Here is a 16277-nt window from a genome sequence, read left to right as displayed (position 1 = left end):
CGCGAAGGAGACATCACTATGAACGCCCGTTTGGACCTGTTCACCAACCCGGTGCTGGGGAAGTTCATCAAGCACTTCAACGCCGGTGCGCGGGTCGCGCTGGACGCGGGAATCCCGCTCGCCACGCTGGAGCTGCTCGAGCTTCGGGTCAGCCAGATCAACGGTTGCGCCGTCTGCGTCGACATGCACTCGAAGGACCTGGCGCACCACGGTGAGACCGCGGTCCGGATCAACCTGGTCGCTGCCTGGCGCGAGGCGACCGTGTACACCGACGCGGAACGCGCCGCCCTGGAGCTGGCGGAGTCCGCCACCCGGATCGCCGACGGGGCCGGAGGGGTCCCCGACGACGTGTGGCTGAACGCGAGCAAGCACTACAGCGAGGAACAACTGGCCGCGCTGGTCGTCGCGATCGCCGGCATCAACACCTGGAACCGCCTGAACGTCATCACCCAGCAGCCCGCCGGCGACTACGTCCCGGGGCAGTGGGGTTAGAGCGACCCCTAAAGAGAACGCAGGGCGCCGCCGTCTACGGGGATGATGGTGCCGGTCAGGTAGGAGGCGGCGGGGGAGAGGATGAAGGCGGCGACCCGGCCGAACTCGTCGGGGGTGCCGTAGCGGCGGAGCGGGATCGTCTTCTCCGAGGCGCGGCGGGCCGCGTCGGGGTCGCCGGCCTTGCCGTCCAGCTCCTTGAGGCGGTCGGTGGCGATCCGGCCGGGCATCAGGCCGTTGACGCGGATGCCGTTCGGGCCGAGCTCGTCGGCCAGCGTCTTCGCCACCATCGCCAGGCCGGGGCGCAGGCCATTGGAGATCGCCAGGCCGGGGATCGGTGACTTCACCGATGAGGAGAGCACAAAGGCGATCGACGTGTCCTCCGCGCCGGCCCGGGCGACCGCGCGGGCGATCCGCAGGCCGCCGAGGAAGACGCTGTCGAAGGCCGCCCGCCAGTCGTCCTCGGCGGTCTCCAGCGCGCTGCCGGGCCGCGGACCGCCGACGCTGATCAGCGCGCCGTGCAGCGCGCCCCACTTGGCGATCGCGGTCGCGGCCAGCCGCTCGGCGCTGTCCGGGTCGGCGTTGTCGACCGGGATGCCGACGACGTTCTCGCCGAGCTCGGCCGCGGCCCGCGCGATCGACTCCTCGTTGCGGCTGGAGATCACCAGCCGGGCGCCCTCGCCGGCCAGCGCCTTCGCGGTGGCGAAGCCGAGCCCGGCGCTGGCGCCGGTGACGATGTAGGTGCGGTCGCGCAGTCCAAGGTCCACACCACCATCCTGCCCCACCACCCCCAACCGCGCACCTCGAACAGTGGCCGACGGCAAGAGTCGCTGGTGCCCTAGTAGGCCGAGCGGCGCAGCGGAGACTCGGCGGTGGTCAGGTGCCAGGCGGTGTTGACCAGGCCGAGGTGCGAGAACGCCTGCGGGAAGTTGCCGAGCATCCGCCCGGAGTTCGCGTCGTACTCTTCCGCCAGCAGCCCGACGTCGTTGCGCAGGGCAACCAGCTTCTCGTACAGGTCCCGCGCTTCGCCGACCCGGCCGATCATTGCCAACGAGTCCGCGAGCCAGAACGAGCAGATCAGGAACGTACCCTCATCGCCTTCCAGGCCGTCGTCGGTGTGCTCGGTCAGGTACCGCCGGACGAAGCCGTCCGAGGCCAGCTCCCGCTGCACCGCGTCCACCGTGCCGACCACGCGCGAATCATCGGCGGGCAGGAATCCCACCTGTGGAATGAGCAGTACGGCCGCGTCGAGTGCCTTGCTGCCGTACGCCTGGGTGAACGAGTTGCGGTCCGGGTCGTACGCCTGGTCGCAGACCTCCTTGTGGATCTCGGCCGCCCGCGCTTTCCATTCGGCGGCCGGACCGCTCAGGCCGAACCGTTCCACCGCGCGGGCCGCCCGGTCGAACGCGACCCACGCCATCACCTTCGAGTACGTGAAGTGCTGCCGGCCGCCGCGGACCTCCCAAATGCCTTCGTCCGGCTGATCCCAGATGTCTTCGAGGTGGCGCATCAAGCCGCGCTGCACCTGCCAGGCTTCGTCGGTCGCGCCGATCTGCGCCTCGCGCGCGAGGGCAAGGACGTCCATCACTTCGCCGTACACGTCGAGCTGGAGTTGTTCGGCGGCCGCGTTCCCGACCCGGACCGGAGCCGACGAGCCGAACCCGGGCAGCCAGCCGGCCTCGAACTCGGTCAGCCGGCGTTCGCCGGTCACGCCGTACATGATCTGCAGGTCCTCGGGGGAGCCGGCGATCGCGCGGAGCAGCCAGTTCCGCCAGGCTTCGGCCTCGTCGGTGTACCCGGCGCGCAGCATCGCCGAGAGCGTCATCGTTGCGTCGCGCAACCAGCAGTACCGGTAGTCCCAGTTCCGGCCGCCGCCGAGTGCTTCCGGCAAGGACGTGGTCGGGGCCGCGACGATGCCGCCGGACGGCGCGTACGTGAGCGCCTTGAGCGTCAGCACCGAACGGGTGACTTCCTCGCTGACCGCGGTCTCTTTCACATCGGTCGCGCGCGTCGTACGCCCGATCCAGTCGGTCCAGAACTTCTCCGTCGGTTCGAGCGCCCCGAGCGCGTCGGTCGGTTCCGGTACGGAGTGGTGCGACGGATGCCAGGTGAGGACGAACCACGCGCGATCGTTCTCGGCGATCCGGAAGTCGCTGTACGTGGTCAGATCCCGCCCGTACTGATGCACATCGGACCGCAGCGAAACCGCATCCGGTCCCGCGATCGCGTCGATCTGGCCGTTGGACCGCCGTACCCACGGCACCACATGACCGTAGTCGAACCGCAGCTTCAGCTCGGACCGCATCTCGACCGAGCCGCTGATGCCCTCCACGATCCGGACGACATCCGGGGCCGCGTCCCGCGGTGGCATGAAGTCGATCACCCGGACCGAACCCGAGGGCGTCGACCATTCGGTTTCGAGTACGAGCGTGTCGCCCCGGTAGTGCCTGCTGCTCACGGCGTCGGCGTCCCGCGGCGCGATCCGCCAGTGCCCGTTGTCGTCGCTGCCGAGCAGCGCGGCGAAGCAGGCCGGTGAGTCGAAGCGCGGGAAGCACAGCCAGTCGATCGAGCCCTGCTTCGAGACCAGTGCGGCCGTCTGCAGGTCACCGATCAGCGCGTAGTCCTCAATCCGCCGCTCCGGCACGGGCTTCCTCGGACTGCTCGACGACTTCGTCGTCCTCCGACTGGTCATCGCGCCCTCCCTGTCTGGTGAAGTAGACGAGTCCGCCGACCGCGAGCAGGGCGAAGAAGAACCACTGCAGCGCGTAGAAGAAGTGTGGCCCGTCGTCGATCTCCGGACCGGGGAACGCGCCGAACGCCGGGTCGTTGGCCGGTTCCTGTTTGTCGATCGTCAGGTACCCGTCGTACAGGTTCAGGTTGAGGACCTTCGCGAAGTCCGGTCCGTTGATCAGCCGCGCCGTACCGTCGTCCGGCGTTCCGCCGCTGGTGTGGCCGCCGCGTTCGCTGCGTTGCAGCCGGCCGGTTACGGTCACCTCGCCGCTGGGTACCGCGGGCACATGCTGTGGCATCAGCTCCGAGCTCTGCCGGGCCAGGAACCCCCGGTCCACCAGGACCGCCTTGCCGTTCGGCAGCATCAGCGGCGTGACGATCTCGAAGCCGGGCTTGTCGTTGACATTGCGGTACTTGAGCACGACCTGCTTCGACGCGTCGTACTTCCCGGTCACCGTCGCCGTACGCCACGCGTGCTGGTCGCCGACGACCCCCTGCGGGCCGAGGATCTGGTCCAGCGGCGCGGGCGCCGCGGCCAGGTTGGTCCGGGTGACGGTGTTCCGCGCCTTGCGTTCGTCGAGCCGGTGCAGCTGCCAGCGGCCGAGCGCGATGCAGACGGCGGCCAGTACCAGGATCGCCAGCGCGGCGGAGATCCAGCGGACATTCAAGATGCGACCCACATCTCGAACTTAAGCCATACCCTGAAATGGCCCGCACTCGGCACGTAGGCTGGTGGGATGACGGCGATCCAGGAGACGACGCAGCACGGTCTGGCCGACCGGTACGGCCGGGTCGCCACCGACCTGCGGGTCTCGCTCACGGACCGTTGCAATCTGCGCTGCACGTACTGCATGCCCGAAGAGGGACTGGACTGGCTCGGCAAGCCCGAGCTGCTCACCGACGACGAGGTGATCCGGCTCGTCTCGGTCGCGGTCACGCACCTCGGCGTCCGCGAGATCAGGTACACCGGCGGCGAGCCGCTGCTGCGCCGCGGCCTGGTCGGCATCGTGGCGCGTACGACCGCGCTCGAGCCGCGGCCCGAGGTCTCGCTGACGACCAATGGGATCGGTCTGGCCCGGCAGGCGGCCGCGCTGAAGGAAGCCGGTCTGGACCGGGTTAATGTGAGCCTGGACACGATCCGGCCGGACACCTTCCAGCAGCTCGCGCGCCGGGACCGGCTCAAGGACGTACTCGCCGGGCTCACCGCCGCGCACGAGGCCGGCCTGACGCCGGTGAAGGTGAACGCGGTGCTGATGCGCGGCGTGAACGACACGCAGGCGCCGGAGCTGCTGGAGTTCTGTCTCGAGCACGGGTACGAGCTGCGGTTCATCGAGCAGATGCCGCTGGACGCGCAGCACGGCTGGAACCGGGCCACGATGGTCACCGCCGACGAGATCCTGGCGAAGCTGTCGGAGCGCTTCACGCTGACGCCCGACGACGCGTCGAAGCGGGGGAGCGCGCCGGCCGAGTCGTTCCTGATCGACGGCGGGCCGCGGACGGTCGGCATCATCGCGTCCGTCACCCGGCCGTTCTGCGGCGACTGCGACCGGGTCCGGCTGACCGCCGACGGCCAGGTCCGGGATTGTCTCTTCGCCCGCACCGAATCGGATTTGCGGACCGCGCTCCGGGACGGCGCCGGCGACGCCGAACTGGCCGATCGCTGGCGGCGCGCGATGGTGAACAAACTGCCGGGTCATGGCATCAACGACCCGAGCTTCCTGCAACCGGTCCGGCCGATGTCGGCGATCGGCGGTTGAGACCGGACCGGACCAATCCGGAAATGCGGTTTTTCGCTATCCGGTGGTCAGCACATTCGTCAGCTGAATGGTTCGGTCTCGCGCAGGAATGACCGCCGGCCGAGGAAGTCGGACAAGCTCTCCTTGTGTTCGTCACAGGCGAGCCAGGTCTTCCGCCGGTCCGGCGTGTGGATCTTCGGGTTGTTCCAGCGCAAGGCCCAGGTGGCCGGCTTGCCGCAGCCACGCGCGGAGCAGACCGCGCTGTCATTCCTCTGCATTCCTGATGCCTCAATAATCAATAGCGTGGACAAATTGAACGCCGGACAAAATGAAGCGACGTCGGACAGCCACGGGGGGAGCCGTCCGACGCCGCATCAAGTCCCTGAATTTCTATCCCGAAGTTCAGAGCACGCGGGAGATTCTGACACGGATAGGCACATGTTTTCCAGTCCCGACCCAGATCACTTTTCGGTGTCGGTTTCCGGACCGTCAGCCGGGTCCTGATCCGGGTCCTGATCCGTGGGGACGACCACCGTCGGGCGTCCTCCGATCGAGGGCCGCGCGGGGGCCAGGTACGGGTCCGCGGCGGGGGTGGTCGCGGACCGGTGCGCGTTCGCCAGCACGACCGCGAAGTACGGCAGCGCGATCGCGCCGACCACGAACAGCCAGCGCCACGGCGACGGGGTGAGGACGGCGAGCACGAAACAGACGATCCGGATCGACATCATCCACGCGTACCTGACGATCCGGCTGTCCAGGTCCTCGGACCGGCCAGGCTGGGCGCTGGTCACCGAAATGACGTCCGCGTCGCTCCGCTCATGGCGTCTCGACATCTATCCTCCTCACCAGGACCAACGGTACGCCGCGTCCTCCGCCCGGGCGCAGCCAGGATGGAAGGTTTGTTCAATGACGGATCGCACGTACCGGGTGACCGAGATCGTGGGCACCTCCAAGGAAGGCGTGAACCAGGCGATCACGAACGGGATCGCGCGGGCCGGGGAGACGCTGCGGCATCTCGACTGGTTCGAGGTGACCGAGATCCGCGGGCACGTCGTCGACAACCAGATCGACCACTACCAGGTCGGGATGAAGGTGGGTTTCCGGCTCGAGGACTCCTGACCCAGCCCGCGCTCAGAGCCGGTGCACGGGGCCGGTCCGGATTCGCGATAGCGTTCGTCCGGACTGGTGTGCGTGTGAGGAGGACTCGTGGGTAGGTCTGTGTTGGTGACCGGCGGCAGCCGGGGGATCGGGCTGGCGATCGCGACGGCGTTCAAGGAGGCCGGCGATCAGGTCGCGGTCACGTACAACACCAGCCCGCCGCCCGACGGGTTCCTCGGGGTGAAGTGCGACATCACCGACCAGGAGCAGGTGGATGCCGCGTTCGAGACCATCGCCGAGCAGCACGGCCCGGTCGAGGTACTGGTGGCGAACGCCGGCATCACCCGCGACACGCTGCTGCTGCGGATGTCCGACGAGGACTGGGACGCGGTGATCCAGACCAACCTGACCGGGTCGTTCCGGGTCGCGCGCCGGGCCGCGAAGGGCATGCTGCGGCTGCGCAAGGGCCGGATCGTGTTCATCTCCTCGGTGGTCGGCCTGCTCGGCTCGCCGGGCCAGGTGAACTACGCGGCCAGCAAGTCCGGCCTGATCGGGATGGCCCGGTCGATCGCCCGCGAGCTGGGCAGCCGCGGCATCACCGCGAACGTGGTCGCTCCCGGTTTCGTCGAGACCGACATGACCGCGGTGCTGCCCGAGGACACCCAGAAGCAGTACCTGGGCCAGATCCCGCTCGGCCGGTTCGGCCGGACCGAGGAGATCGCGAACGCGGTCCGCTGGCTGTCGTCCGAGGAGGCCGGCTACATCACCGGCGCGGTGATCCCGGTCGACGGCGGCATCGGCATGGGCAACTGACCATCTCGTTTCGTTCTCAGAAAGGTCCTGCCGGTGGGCATCCTCGACGGCAAACGCATCCTGGTCGCGGGCGTCACGCTCGACACTTCGATCGGTTTCGCGACCGCCAAAGTCGCGCAGGAGCAGGGCGCGACCGTGCTCATCTCCAACTTCGGCCGCGCGCTCGGCATCACCAAACGGATCGCCAAACGGCTACCCACGGAATCGCCGGTACTGGAGCTGGACGTCACGAATCCGGAGCATCTGGCCGCCCTACCGGACGCCGTCCGCGAGCACGTCGACGGCCTCGACGGGGTCGTGCACTCGATCGCGTACGGGAACCCGGAGACGATCCTCGGTGGCAAGTTCCTGGACGGCCCGTGGGAGGACGTGTCGCACGCGGTGCAGGTCTCCGCGTACAGCCTGAAGGCTCTTGCGGTCGCCTGCGCGCCGCTGATGAGCCGGGGTGGCAGCGTCGTCGGGATGACCTTCGACGCGACCGTCGCCTGGCCGGGGTACGACTGGATGGGGGTCGCGAAGGCGGCGCTCGAGTCGACCAACCGGTACCTCGCGCGTGATCTCGGTGCCCAGGGCATCCGTTGCAACCTGGTCTCGGCCGGCCCGCTGAAGACGCTGGCCGCGAAGGCGATCCCGGGGTTCGAGAAGTTCGAGGAGCCGTGGCTGGAGCGCGCTCCGCTGGGCTGGGACCCGACCGACCTGGAGCCGACCGGCCGCACGATCGTCGCGCTGCTGAGTGACTTCTTCCCCTCGACCACCGGCGAGATCGTGCACGTCGACGGCGGCTACCACGCGATGGGTGCCTGATGGCCACAGCTCTGGTTGAGCTCCGCGTCCTCGACGGTGCCAACCTCTACTTCAGTCGTGCCGCGGTGAAGCTGACGCTGGACGTGTCGGCGCTCGTGGACGCACCGGCGCCGGCCGCGAAGGCGTACGCGCAGGCGATCGGGCTGGGCGCGACCCGGCCGGGCCGGATCGGGTCCGGGTTCCGGCAGCGGTTCGCGATCCGGGTCGCCGGGCACATCGTCCGCCGGATCGCCCGCGGCGCCGGGATCGGCCGGATCGGCGTCCGGGTCCGCCCGGAGACCGACGTCCGCCGGCTGGTGGTCGCGTTCCCGTGGGCGCACGAGGGCCGCGCGCGGGCGCTCGGCGCCGGGATCGTCGAGGTACTGGACGCCTTCCGCCCCGACCACGAAGCCGACCTGAGCGAGCTGATCGCGACCGTCGGCGACCGGGTCCGGAACGAACCGCCGGGCAACGCGCCGCCGACGCTGCGGCCGAAGGTCCCGGTGATCGCGGTCACCGGTACGAACGGCAAGACGACCACCTCGCGGATGATCGCGCACATCGGCCGCGCCGCCGGGCTGCACGTCGGCTGGTCGAGCACCGACGGCGTGTACTTCGACGGTGAACTGGTCAAGTACGGCGACTTCTCCGGGCCGAGCGGCGCCGGGCAGGTGCTGTCCCAGCCGGGCATCCAGCTCGCGGTCACCGAGACCGCGCGGGGCGGCATCCTCCGCCGGGGCATCGGCGTGGCGTACAACGACGTCTCCGTCGTCACCAACGTCACCGCCGACCACCTCGGCCTGGGCGGTATCGACACCATCGACCAGCTCGCCGAGGTGAAGGCGGTCATCACCCAGATCACCCGGCCGCGTGGCTGGTGCGTGGTGAACGGTGACGACCCGCGGACGTTCGCGATGCGGCTCGGCTCACCGGCGAAGTGCTGGGTGTTCTCGCGGGACCCCGACTCGCCGTCGATCCGGACCGTACTGGACGAGGGCGGCCGGGCGACGACCGTACTGGACGGATTCGTCACCGTACTGGACCAGTCCCGCGACCCGGAGCCGCTGGTCAAGGTGGTCGACGTACCGATGACGCTCTCCGGCCTGTCGCACTACAACGTCGAGAACACCCTCGCGGCGGCGTCGGCGGCGCTCGGCCTCGGCCTGTCCCGGGCGGCGGTGATCGACGGCCTGACCACGTTCGCGCCGAACGAGAACAACCCCGGCCGGATGAACATGTACTCGCTGCGCGACTTCACCGTTGTGATCGACCTCGCGCACAACGAGGCCGGGCTGGAGGCGCTGATCGAGATCATGAACGGCGTCCGGCCGGCCGGCGGCCGGCTGATGCTGGCGATGGGTTCGCCGGGGGACCGGGCCGACGACATGGTCGCGGCGCTCGGCGCGATGGGTGCGCGGGCGGCCGACCGGGTCACGATCGGGCACAAGAGCGAGTACCTGCGCGGACGGCCGCCGGAAGAGCTGGAGGCGGTGTTCCGGGCGGGTGCTGCCTCGGTGGGCGTCGAGGACGTACCGGCGTACCCGACCGAGCTGGCCGCGACGCAGGCACTGGTCGCCGAGGCGCGGGCCGGGGATGTGGTGGCGGTCATGTCTCTGCAGGATCGGGCGAGTCTTGACGCCTGGTTGCGGTCCGAGGGAGCTACTGTCGACACACCGGAAATCTTGAAGAGTAAGGTCGAGAGAGCCCAGCACTGACCCCGTCCGCCCCTTCCGATGGGATCGGCGGGGTGGGAACGGGGTTTGTGATGCGCTACCTGTGGTCGATTCCGGCCGCGGTGGTCGCCTGGTTCGTGGGCGGCTTCTTCGCGACGTACCTGAAGGGTCTTCCGGAGGGTACGACGGCCTTCGTACCGTTGCGCGTCGACCTGCTCGTGCTTGGTGGATTCGCCGGTGGCGTGCTGGCGGGGCTGCTGATCGGGCGGATCCGGATCGCCGTACCGGTGGTGCTGATCGTTGCCGGGGGCATGTGGTGGCTGACCGGGAACTCCTTCGCGGAGCGGAACCTGCTGATCACGTTGCTGGTGGCAAGCGCTCTCGGCGGGGCGTTCGGTGCGTGGGGCAGCCGGAGCACGGTGGTGGCCGCGTTCGCGCTGGCGTTGCCGGTCGCCTGGTACGCCCTGCGTCCTGCTGAGCAGCTGGCCGAGTGGAAGTGGTTGTGGCAGCTCAACGGGCTGCTGGTGGGTGCGGGGCTGGCGTTGCTGCTGTACCTCGCGTGCTGGAAGCGCGGTTGGCGTTCGGCGTCGTACTGGCTGCCGCTGGCTGGTTTTTACCTGGTGTGCTTCGGCGTGGTCGAGGCGATCCAGCTGATCAGCCGCCAGTCCGGCAAGCCGATGGATGCTGTCGGCAACGCGTCCACCGAGGCGTTCTTCCAGTCCTTCGAGCCGCTGCTGCGTGAGTACTGGCCGTGGATGGTGGTCGGGGTACTGCTCGCGATCCCGATGGTCGCGCTCAAACTCCGTGCGCTTCCGCCACCGCCGCCACCGGTCGACCCGTACGCCGAGCGGTCCAACGACGCCGTCCTCTCCGAAGACCTCGACTGGATCGACGAACAGGAACCACGCCGCCGGCTTCTGCCGCGGCGCGATCCCGTTACTTAGCTCGTGCCTCGTCCGGGATCAGTACCGCGATGCCGTCGAGGAGGCGGGTGAGGCCGAAGTCGAAGATCCGGTCCGGGGTGGACGCCTCGTACTCGGGTTGGCCGAAGCGGGCGATCATCGGGAGATGACGGGTGCGGAGGGCTTGGTCGACGGCGTCCTGGCGGGTCGCGGTCCATTCGTCGCGGGTCAGGTCGCTCGTACGCAGGGCGTCGGTCTCGGCCTCCAGGCCTAGTGCGACGCCGTGGACCTGGGTGCTGAGGACGAAGGAGATCTGCGCCATCGTCTCGAACGGCAGGCCGGTTCCTTCGAGCGCGCGGATGCGCCAGTCGGTGTAGGCCATCCGGTTCGGGGCGAGCGGGGGGCGGGTGGTGGAGGCGACCAGCCGGGCGACCCACGGGTGGTCGCGGTAGACGTCCCATTCCATCCGGGCCGACAGCTCCAACTTGGCCCGCCAACTCCCCGGGCCACTCCATCCATCCAGCTCTGGCAACTCCCGCTCACCGAACACCTGATCAACCATCAGATCAACCAGCTCCACCTGACTCCGCACGTGCCGATACAACGACATCACCCCCGCCCCCAGCCGCTCGGCAATCCGCCGCATGGAAACCGCCTCCACCCCCTCCAAATCCCCCAACGCAACCGCCGCCCCCACAATCCCCACAACCGTCAACCCACCGGCACCGCCCGCCGCCCCGCCGGCACCGCGGCCGTCACCACCCACCCCAGCGTCGGCGCCCCCCACAACCCCTCCCGCCTGGTGCATCGTGTTGGTGTAGGTGGATGGCGCTGCGACCCTCTGCCGATAAGCCTTCGAGCGGCAAGCGCGGCTGCAGTACAAGCGCGGCCTTCCGACCTCACTGCGCTCCAGCTCCCGCCCGCAGACCTGACACGTCTCCATCCCGCACACCCTTTCCTGTGACGAAACCAGCTCCAACTCTAGTTTCGTCACGCCAGCACCACAAAACGGTAGACCTACCACCACCACATCCGTAGATCTGCGACGCCTGAACAACCCCAAGCAGGCTGCGTACGGTGTACTCATGACTCGTACACCATACGCAGGACCCGCCGTCGAGCTGCGGCACGCGGTGAAGACGTACGGCGAAGGCCCCAGCGCCGTCACCGCTCTCGACAACGTGTCGATCGCCTTCCCGGCCGGCAGCTTCACCGCCGTGATGGGACCGTCGGGCTCGGGCAAGAGCAGCCTCCTGCACTGTGCCGCCGGCCTGGACCGGCCGACGTCCGGCTCCGTCGTCGTGGACGGCGTCGAGCTCACCGGCCTGGACGACCGATCGCTGACCCGCCTCCGCCGCAACCGGCTCGGTTTCGTCTTCCAGGCGTTCAACCTGCTCCCGACGCTGACCGTCCGGCAGAACGTCCTCCTCCCGCAGGAGCTCGGCGGACGCCGTACCCGAGCGGCCGCCGTGGACCAGCTACTCGAACGCCTCGGCCTGGCCCAACGCGCCGACCACTACCCGAGCGAGCTGTCCGGCGGCCAGCAGCAGCGCGTCGCGATCGCCCGCGCCCTCCTGACCGAACCAGCCGTCATCTTCGCCGACGAACCAACCGGTGCCCTGGACACCACCGCCGCCGGCGAGGTCCTGGCCCTGCTCCGCGACGCTGCCGCGCGTCAAACCGTCGTCATGGTCACCCACGACCCAGTAGCCGCCGCCTACGCCGACCAGGTGGTCTTCTTCGCCGACGGCCGCATCGCCGAGGTCGTACCCGCCCCCGGCCCAGAAGCCATCGCCACCCGCCTGACCCAACTCGGTACCCGCCCAACCCCGCACGCCACGCTCACCGGAGGCGCCCGATGATCCGCTTCGCCCTACGGACAGTCCGGAAGCGGTGGACTGCGTACGCCGCCGCCGGCGCGGTGCTCTTCGCGGGTACCACGCTCCTGACCGCCTTCGCGCTGCTGCTGGAAACCGGACTCTCGCCGGGCGGACGCGGAACAGACACCCTGGTGATCCTGCCTTCGATCCTTGGTGGATGGACAGTTCTGATCGTCACCTTCGGCGTCGCGTCGACCATCGCCCTGACCGTGCAGCAGCGGGAACGGGAGCTCGCGATGCTCCGGGCGATCGTCGCCTCGTCCGGTCAGGTCCGCACGATCGTCCTGGCCGAGGTACTCACGGTCGCCGTCCCGATGATTGCCCTTGGCATCATCCCGGGCATCGGGCTGGGTACGTTCGTACTGTCCCGCCTGAACACGGCCGGCTTCGTCCCGGACGGCCTCGACGCACAAGTCGGCGCACTGACGATCATCACAGGCGCAGTGCTCTCCCTGGCGACCGCGGTGCTGGCTGCGGTTGTCGCCGGCCGCCGCGCAGGCGCGGTCCCACCGGTACGCGCCATCGCCGCCGCGACCATGACCCGCGGAAGAGCACTCGGCCGCGTACGCCGCAACGCCGGCCTCGTCTGCACGATCATCGGAGTCGCCCTCGGCAGCACAACCTTCGCGATGCCGAACGGCCCCATGCTGTCGAGCACAGCCGGACCCGCGGGTGTCGCACTGGCCGTCGGTCTCGCCCTCCTGAGCCCGGCGATGATCCCGGCCGTCGGTCGCCTCGCCACCCGGCTCCCCGGCGCGCCGCTCCGCCTCGCGGGTCGCACGCTCGTCGTACAGCCCGCGCGAGCGGCCGTGGTCGTCACACCGCTGGTGCTCTTGATCGGCATCGCGACCGGCACGCTGTACCAGCAGTCGACCGAGGACAGCATCAACCAAGGCGCCGCGAACGACGCCGCGCAGCTGTCGTCGGTGAACTACCTGGTCGTCGGGATGATCGTCGCGTTCTGCACAATCCTCGTCCTGAACACGCTGATCGCGGCCACCCGTCGCCGCCGGCCCGAGTTCGGTCTGCTCCGGCTGACCGCGGCGACTCGCGGTCAGGTACTCGGGATGGTCCTGGCCGAGAGCGTGCTGACCGGAGCGCTGGCGACGGTGCTCGGCACAATCACCGCCGCGGTCATGGTCGCGCCGTACAGCATGGTGCGGACCGGATCGTTGCTGCCGAGCGGTCCGCTCGCGATCTACCTCGGCGTGGTCGGCGGAGCATTCGTGCTCGCGTTCGCCGCAACGCTCCCGACGACCGTACGCACCCTCTGGACCCCGCCGGTCGAAGCCCTTGCCGGCTGAACCGACCGCTGGCTAGGTGACCGGCCTGGCTAGACGACCGTTGGCGCGGCGACGCCCGGCGACTCGGACTCCTCGTCCTGCTGGACAACTTCGTCCGGCTGGACGAAGTCCGGGTCGCCACCCTCGTCGCCCGACCGCGCGCCCGCCTGCGCCAGATGCGAAACCGACTCCAACTCGGTCAGTACGGACTGATGCTGGTCGACGCACAACACGACGAGGTCGCCCGGATTGGACAGCCCGAGCGAGTACCGGACCGCGTCCAGCTCATCGAGCACGACCTCGACCCGCCGGCACCGAGCCCCATCGCCCATCGCCGCCCGGACTCCAGCCGTCACCAGCTCCGCCGACTCGCCGCGCTTCCGCCCACGCAACCGTGCATCCTCACGGACAACCACCACATCGAAGTGCTGCGCGGCGACCTCACCCAGTTCACGGATGTCGTCGTCCCGCCGGTCGCCCGCTGTCGCGACCACACCGATCCGCGACGGCCGGCCAAGCTCCGACGAGGCACTCAGACTTTCACCGAGCCGGTCGACGAAGTCGCCGAGCATCCGCATCGCCGGCGCGTTGTGGCAGTAGTCGACGATCACGCTGCGCCCGTCGACGTCGATCTCGTTCAACCGGCCCGGCGACAGGTAGTACGAGGTGCTGAACGTACGCAGCCCCTGCCGGATGTCGTGCAACGACGCACCCGCCGCGAACGCCGCCGCCGCGGCTGCCATCGCGTTCTGGACGTTCATCATCGCCCGGCCACCAAATGTTGCCGGCAGCAAGTGAGTCCAGGCCAGCTGCATCGACCGGCGGCCGTGCTTCACCACGATCATGTCGCCCAGGTCGGATCGTTCCAGGACGACGGCGCGCCCGCCGCGACGGCAGTGCCCGTCGATGTACTCGCGGACCTCGCTGCCCGGCTCGGACATGCTGAACCACACGACCTGACCGGAGCATTTCCGCCGCATCTTGCGGACCAGCGGATCGTCCGCGTTCAGCACGGCGAACCCGGTCCGCGGTACGGCCTCGACCAGCACCGCCTTCACATCGGCGAGCTGCTCGAGGGTGTCGATGCCGCGCAGACCAAGGTGATCCGGCTGGACGTTCAGTACCACCGCGACATCGTTGCGCTCGTACCCGAGGCCTTCGCGCAGGATTCCGCCCCGCGCCACCTCGAACACCGCGAAGTCGACCCGCGGGTTCTGCAGCACCATCCGCGCCGACTTCGGGCCGGACGCGTCCTGCCGGATCACCAGCCGCTCGTCGATCACGATGCCGTCGGTGGACGTCATCCCGACCTTGCGGCCGAGGCCCTTGAAAACGTGGCTGATCATCCGCGCGGTGGTGGTCTTGCCGTTCGTACCGGTGACCGCGACGATCGGGATCCGGCTGGTCGCACCGGGCGGGAAGAGCATGTCGACGACCGGCTTGGCGATGTACTGCGGTTCGCCGATGGTCGGGTTGGTGTGCATCCGGAACCCGGGCGCCGCGTTCACCTCGCAGATCGCGCCGCCGGTCTCTCGTACCGGCTGGGTGATGTCCGGGCAGATGAAGTCGATGCCGGCGATGTCCAGCCCGATCATCCGGGCCGCCTCTTCGGCGATCTCGACGTTCTCCGGGTGCGCCTCCCAGGTCCGGTCGATGGAGATCCCGCCGGTGGACATGTTCCCGGTGAGCGTCAGCTTCACCATCTCGTCCTCGGGCGGTACGTCGTCCAGCTCGAAGCCCTGGTCGCGGACGAGTTGCCGGGCCGCGTTGTTGATCGTGATCCGGGTCAGGATCTTCTCGTGGCCGACACCACGGCGCGGGTCGGCATTGGTGATGTCGACCAGCTCGGCCACCGTATGGACGCCGTCGCCGACGACATGGGCGGGTACGCGCTCGGCGATCGCCTCCATCCGGCCGTTGATGATCAGGCACCGGTAGTCCTTGCCGGTGACGAAGTTCTCCACGATCACCCAGCCGCGACGGGATTGCTCGGCGGCGATCGGGAAGGCTTCCCGTACTGCGTCGGCGTCCTGCAGGTTCAGGCAGACGCCGCGGCCGTGGTTGCCGTCGAGCGGTTTGCACACCACCGGGTAGCCGATCTTGTGTGCGATCGCGACCGCTTCGTCGACCGTACGCACCGACTCCGACCGCGGTACGGGCAAACCGGCGGAGGCGAGCAGCCGGGTGGTCAGGTCCTTGTCGCTGGCAACATCCACCGCGATCGAACCGGTCTCGGACGTCATCGTGGCCCGGATCCGCTTCGCGTGGACGCCTTGACCGAGCTGCACCAGGCTGGCCTTGTTCAGCCGGATCCACGGGATGTCGCGGGACACCGCCTCGTCGACGATCGCCTGCGTGGACGGGCCGAACGCGGTCCGCTCCGCCTGCTTGATGAACTTCTCCAGCTCGGTGGTGAAGTCGAAGTCCGGGTCCGGCTGGACGAGCTGGTTCACGCACCGGACGGCGAGTTCACCGGCGGCAAGACCGACGGCCTCATCCGCGTACGCGTAGGTGATGTTGTAGATGCCGGGGGAGCCCTTCACCTGGCGGGTCTTGCCGCGGCGCATGTCGTGGCCGGCCTCTTGCTGCAGCTGCAACGCCACGTGCTCGGCGATGTGACCGAGCCAAGTGCCTTCGTGCAGCCGCTCGATGAAACCGCCGCGGCGGCCGCGCGAGCAGTGGTGCTGGTCGAGCCGGGGGAGGTCGGCGAGCAGCTGCTCGGTGAAGCCGGGGATGGTGTTCGAGGGGAAGTTCTCCAGCGAGCCGAGGTCGACGACCAGGTGGATCGCGGGTTCGTAGCTCCAGACGTTCGGGCCGCGGTAGACGCGGGTCTCGATGATCTTGAGGTCAGGGGACGGGGCGGGGGCGTGCGTGTCGGTCATTCGGAGCT

At 69.1% G+C, this 16277-nt stretch carries 16 protein-coding genes; 9 read left to right on the top strand and 7 right to left on the bottom strand.

Annotated features, from left to right (window positions below; translation table 11 throughout):
• Positions 1-18: 18 nt before the first annotated feature.
• Positions 19-492 carry a carboxymuconolactone decarboxylase family protein gene (locus ABD260_RS17315; RefSeq protein WP_344234599.1) on the top strand — a complete coding sequence of 158 codons (474 nt, stop codon included), beginning with the start codon at positions 19-21 and terminating at the stop codon, positions 490-492.
• A gap of 8 nt (positions 493-500) precedes the next feature.
• On the opposite strand, the gene ABD260_RS17310 is transcribed toward ABD260_RS17315, so the two are convergent.
• From ABD260_RS17310 to ABD260_RS17300, 3 genes are all read right to left on the bottom strand, one after another.
• Positions 501-1256, bottom strand: coding sequence for an SDR family oxidoreductase (locus ABD260_RS17310; protein WP_344234598.1), 756 nt, complete (start codon positions 1254-1256; stop codon positions 501-503).
• Positions 1257-1327: 71 nt separating this feature from the next.
• Positions 1328-3181: a glycoside hydrolase family 15 protein gene (locus ABD260_RS17305; protein WP_344234597.1), complete on the bottom strand. Its 1854-nt coding sequence runs from the start codon at positions 3179-3181 to the stop codon at positions 1328-1330.
• Positions 3114-3899: an SURF1 family cytochrome oxidase biogenesis protein gene (locus ABD260_RS17300; protein ID WP_344234596.1), complete on the bottom strand. Its 786-nt coding sequence runs from the start codon at positions 3897-3899 to the stop codon at positions 3114-3116. Before ABD260_RS17300 ends, ABD260_RS17305 begins: the two co-directional genes overlap by 68 nt.
• Positions 3900-3956: 57 nt before the next feature.
• On the opposite strand from ABD260_RS17300, the gene moaA reads away from it, so the two are divergent.
• A complete protein-coding gene (moaA, locus tag ABD260_RS17295) occupies positions 3957-4976 on the top strand; it encodes a GTP 3',8-cyclase MoaA (RefSeq protein WP_344234595.1) in 1020 nt (339 codons plus the stop codon).
• Positions 4977-5035: 59 nt separating this feature from the next.
• Here the strand turns inward: moaA and ABD260_RS17290 are convergent, their stop codons facing one another.
• Both ABD260_RS17290 and ABD260_RS17285 read right to left on the bottom strand, forming a co-directional pair.
• On the bottom strand, positions 5036-5233 hold the full coding sequence (locus ABD260_RS17290) for a hypothetical protein (RefSeq protein ID WP_344234594.1): 198 nt from the start codon (positions 5231-5233) through the stop codon (positions 5036-5038).
• A gap of 183 nt (positions 5234-5416) precedes the next feature.
• On the bottom strand, positions 5417-5788 hold the full coding sequence (locus tag ABD260_RS17285) for a DUF3099 domain-containing protein (RefSeq protein WP_344234593.1): 372 nt from the start codon (positions 5786-5788) through the stop codon (positions 5417-5419).
• A gap of 73 nt (positions 5789-5861) precedes the next feature.
• Between ABD260_RS17285 and ABD260_RS17280 the strand changes: the two genes are divergently transcribed.
• From ABD260_RS17280 to ABD260_RS17260, 5 genes are all read left to right on the top strand, one after another.
• Positions 5862-6074, top strand: a complete 213-nt coding sequence (locus tag ABD260_RS17280) for a dodecin (RefSeq protein WP_184833194.1) — start codon at positions 5862-5864, stop codon at positions 6072-6074.
• A gap of 87 nt (positions 6075-6161) precedes the next feature.
• On the top strand, positions 6162-6866 hold the full coding sequence (fabG, locus tag ABD260_RS17275; protein ID WP_344234592.1) for a 3-oxoacyl-[acyl-carrier-protein] reductase: 705 nt from the start codon (positions 6162-6164) through the stop codon (positions 6864-6866).
• Between the two features lie 33 nt (positions 6867-6899).
• On the top strand, positions 6900-7670 hold the full coding sequence (gene fabI, locus ABD260_RS17270; protein WP_425553352.1) for an enoyl-ACP reductase FabI: 771 nt from the start codon (positions 6900-6902) through the stop codon (positions 7668-7670).
• Positions 7670-9364 carry a Mur ligase family protein gene (locus ABD260_RS17265; RefSeq protein WP_344234591.1) on the top strand — a complete coding sequence of 565 codons (1695 nt, stop codon included), beginning with the start codon at positions 7670-7672 and terminating at the stop codon, positions 9362-9364. The genes fabI and ABD260_RS17265 overlap by 1 nt, the downstream gene beginning before the upstream one ends.
• A gap of 32 nt (positions 9365-9396) precedes the next feature.
• Positions 9397-10266 carry a hypothetical protein gene (locus ABD260_RS17260; RefSeq protein WP_344234590.1) on the top strand — a complete coding sequence of 290 codons (870 nt, stop codon included), beginning with the start codon at positions 9397-9399 and terminating at the stop codon, positions 10264-10266.
• Here the strand turns inward: ABD260_RS17260 and ABD260_RS17255 are convergent.
• Positions 10259-11032 (bottom strand): TetR/AcrR family transcriptional regulator, encoded by a 774-nt coding sequence (locus ABD260_RS17255; protein ID WP_344234589.1) that lies wholly within the window; start codon positions 11030-11032, stop codon positions 10259-10261. The genes ABD260_RS17260 and ABD260_RS17255 overlap by 8 nt on opposite strands.
• A 277-nt stretch (positions 11033-11309) precedes the next feature.
• Here ABD260_RS17255 and ABD260_RS17250 point away from each other — a divergent pair, with 277 nt between their 5' ends.
• On the top strand, positions 11310-12086 hold the full coding sequence (locus ABD260_RS17250; RefSeq protein WP_344234588.1) for an ABC transporter ATP-binding protein: 777 nt from the start codon (positions 11310-11312) through the stop codon (positions 12084-12086).
• Positions 12083-13408 (top strand): ABC transporter permease, encoded by a 1326-nt coding sequence (locus ABD260_RS17245; protein ID WP_344234587.1) that lies wholly within the window; start codon positions 12083-12085, stop codon positions 13406-13408. The genes ABD260_RS17250 and ABD260_RS17245 overlap by 4 nt, the downstream gene beginning before the upstream one ends.
• Before the next feature lie 29 nt (positions 13409-13437).
• Here ABD260_RS17245 and cphA read toward each other — a convergent pair whose 3' ends face one another.
• On the bottom strand, positions 13438-16269 hold the full coding sequence (gene cphA / locus ABD260_RS17240; protein ID WP_344234586.1) for a cyanophycin synthetase: 2832 nt from the start codon (positions 16267-16269) through the stop codon (positions 13438-13440).
• Between the last annotated feature and the right edge of the window lie 8 nt (positions 16270-16277).

Source organism: Kribbella hippodromi (genome assembly GCF_039531045.1).
Classification (GTDB): Bacteria; Actinomycetota; Actinomycetes; order Propionibacteriales; family Kribbellaceae; genus Kribbella; species Kribbella hippodromi.
This window is presented reverse-complemented; position numbering and strand designations above follow the sequence as displayed.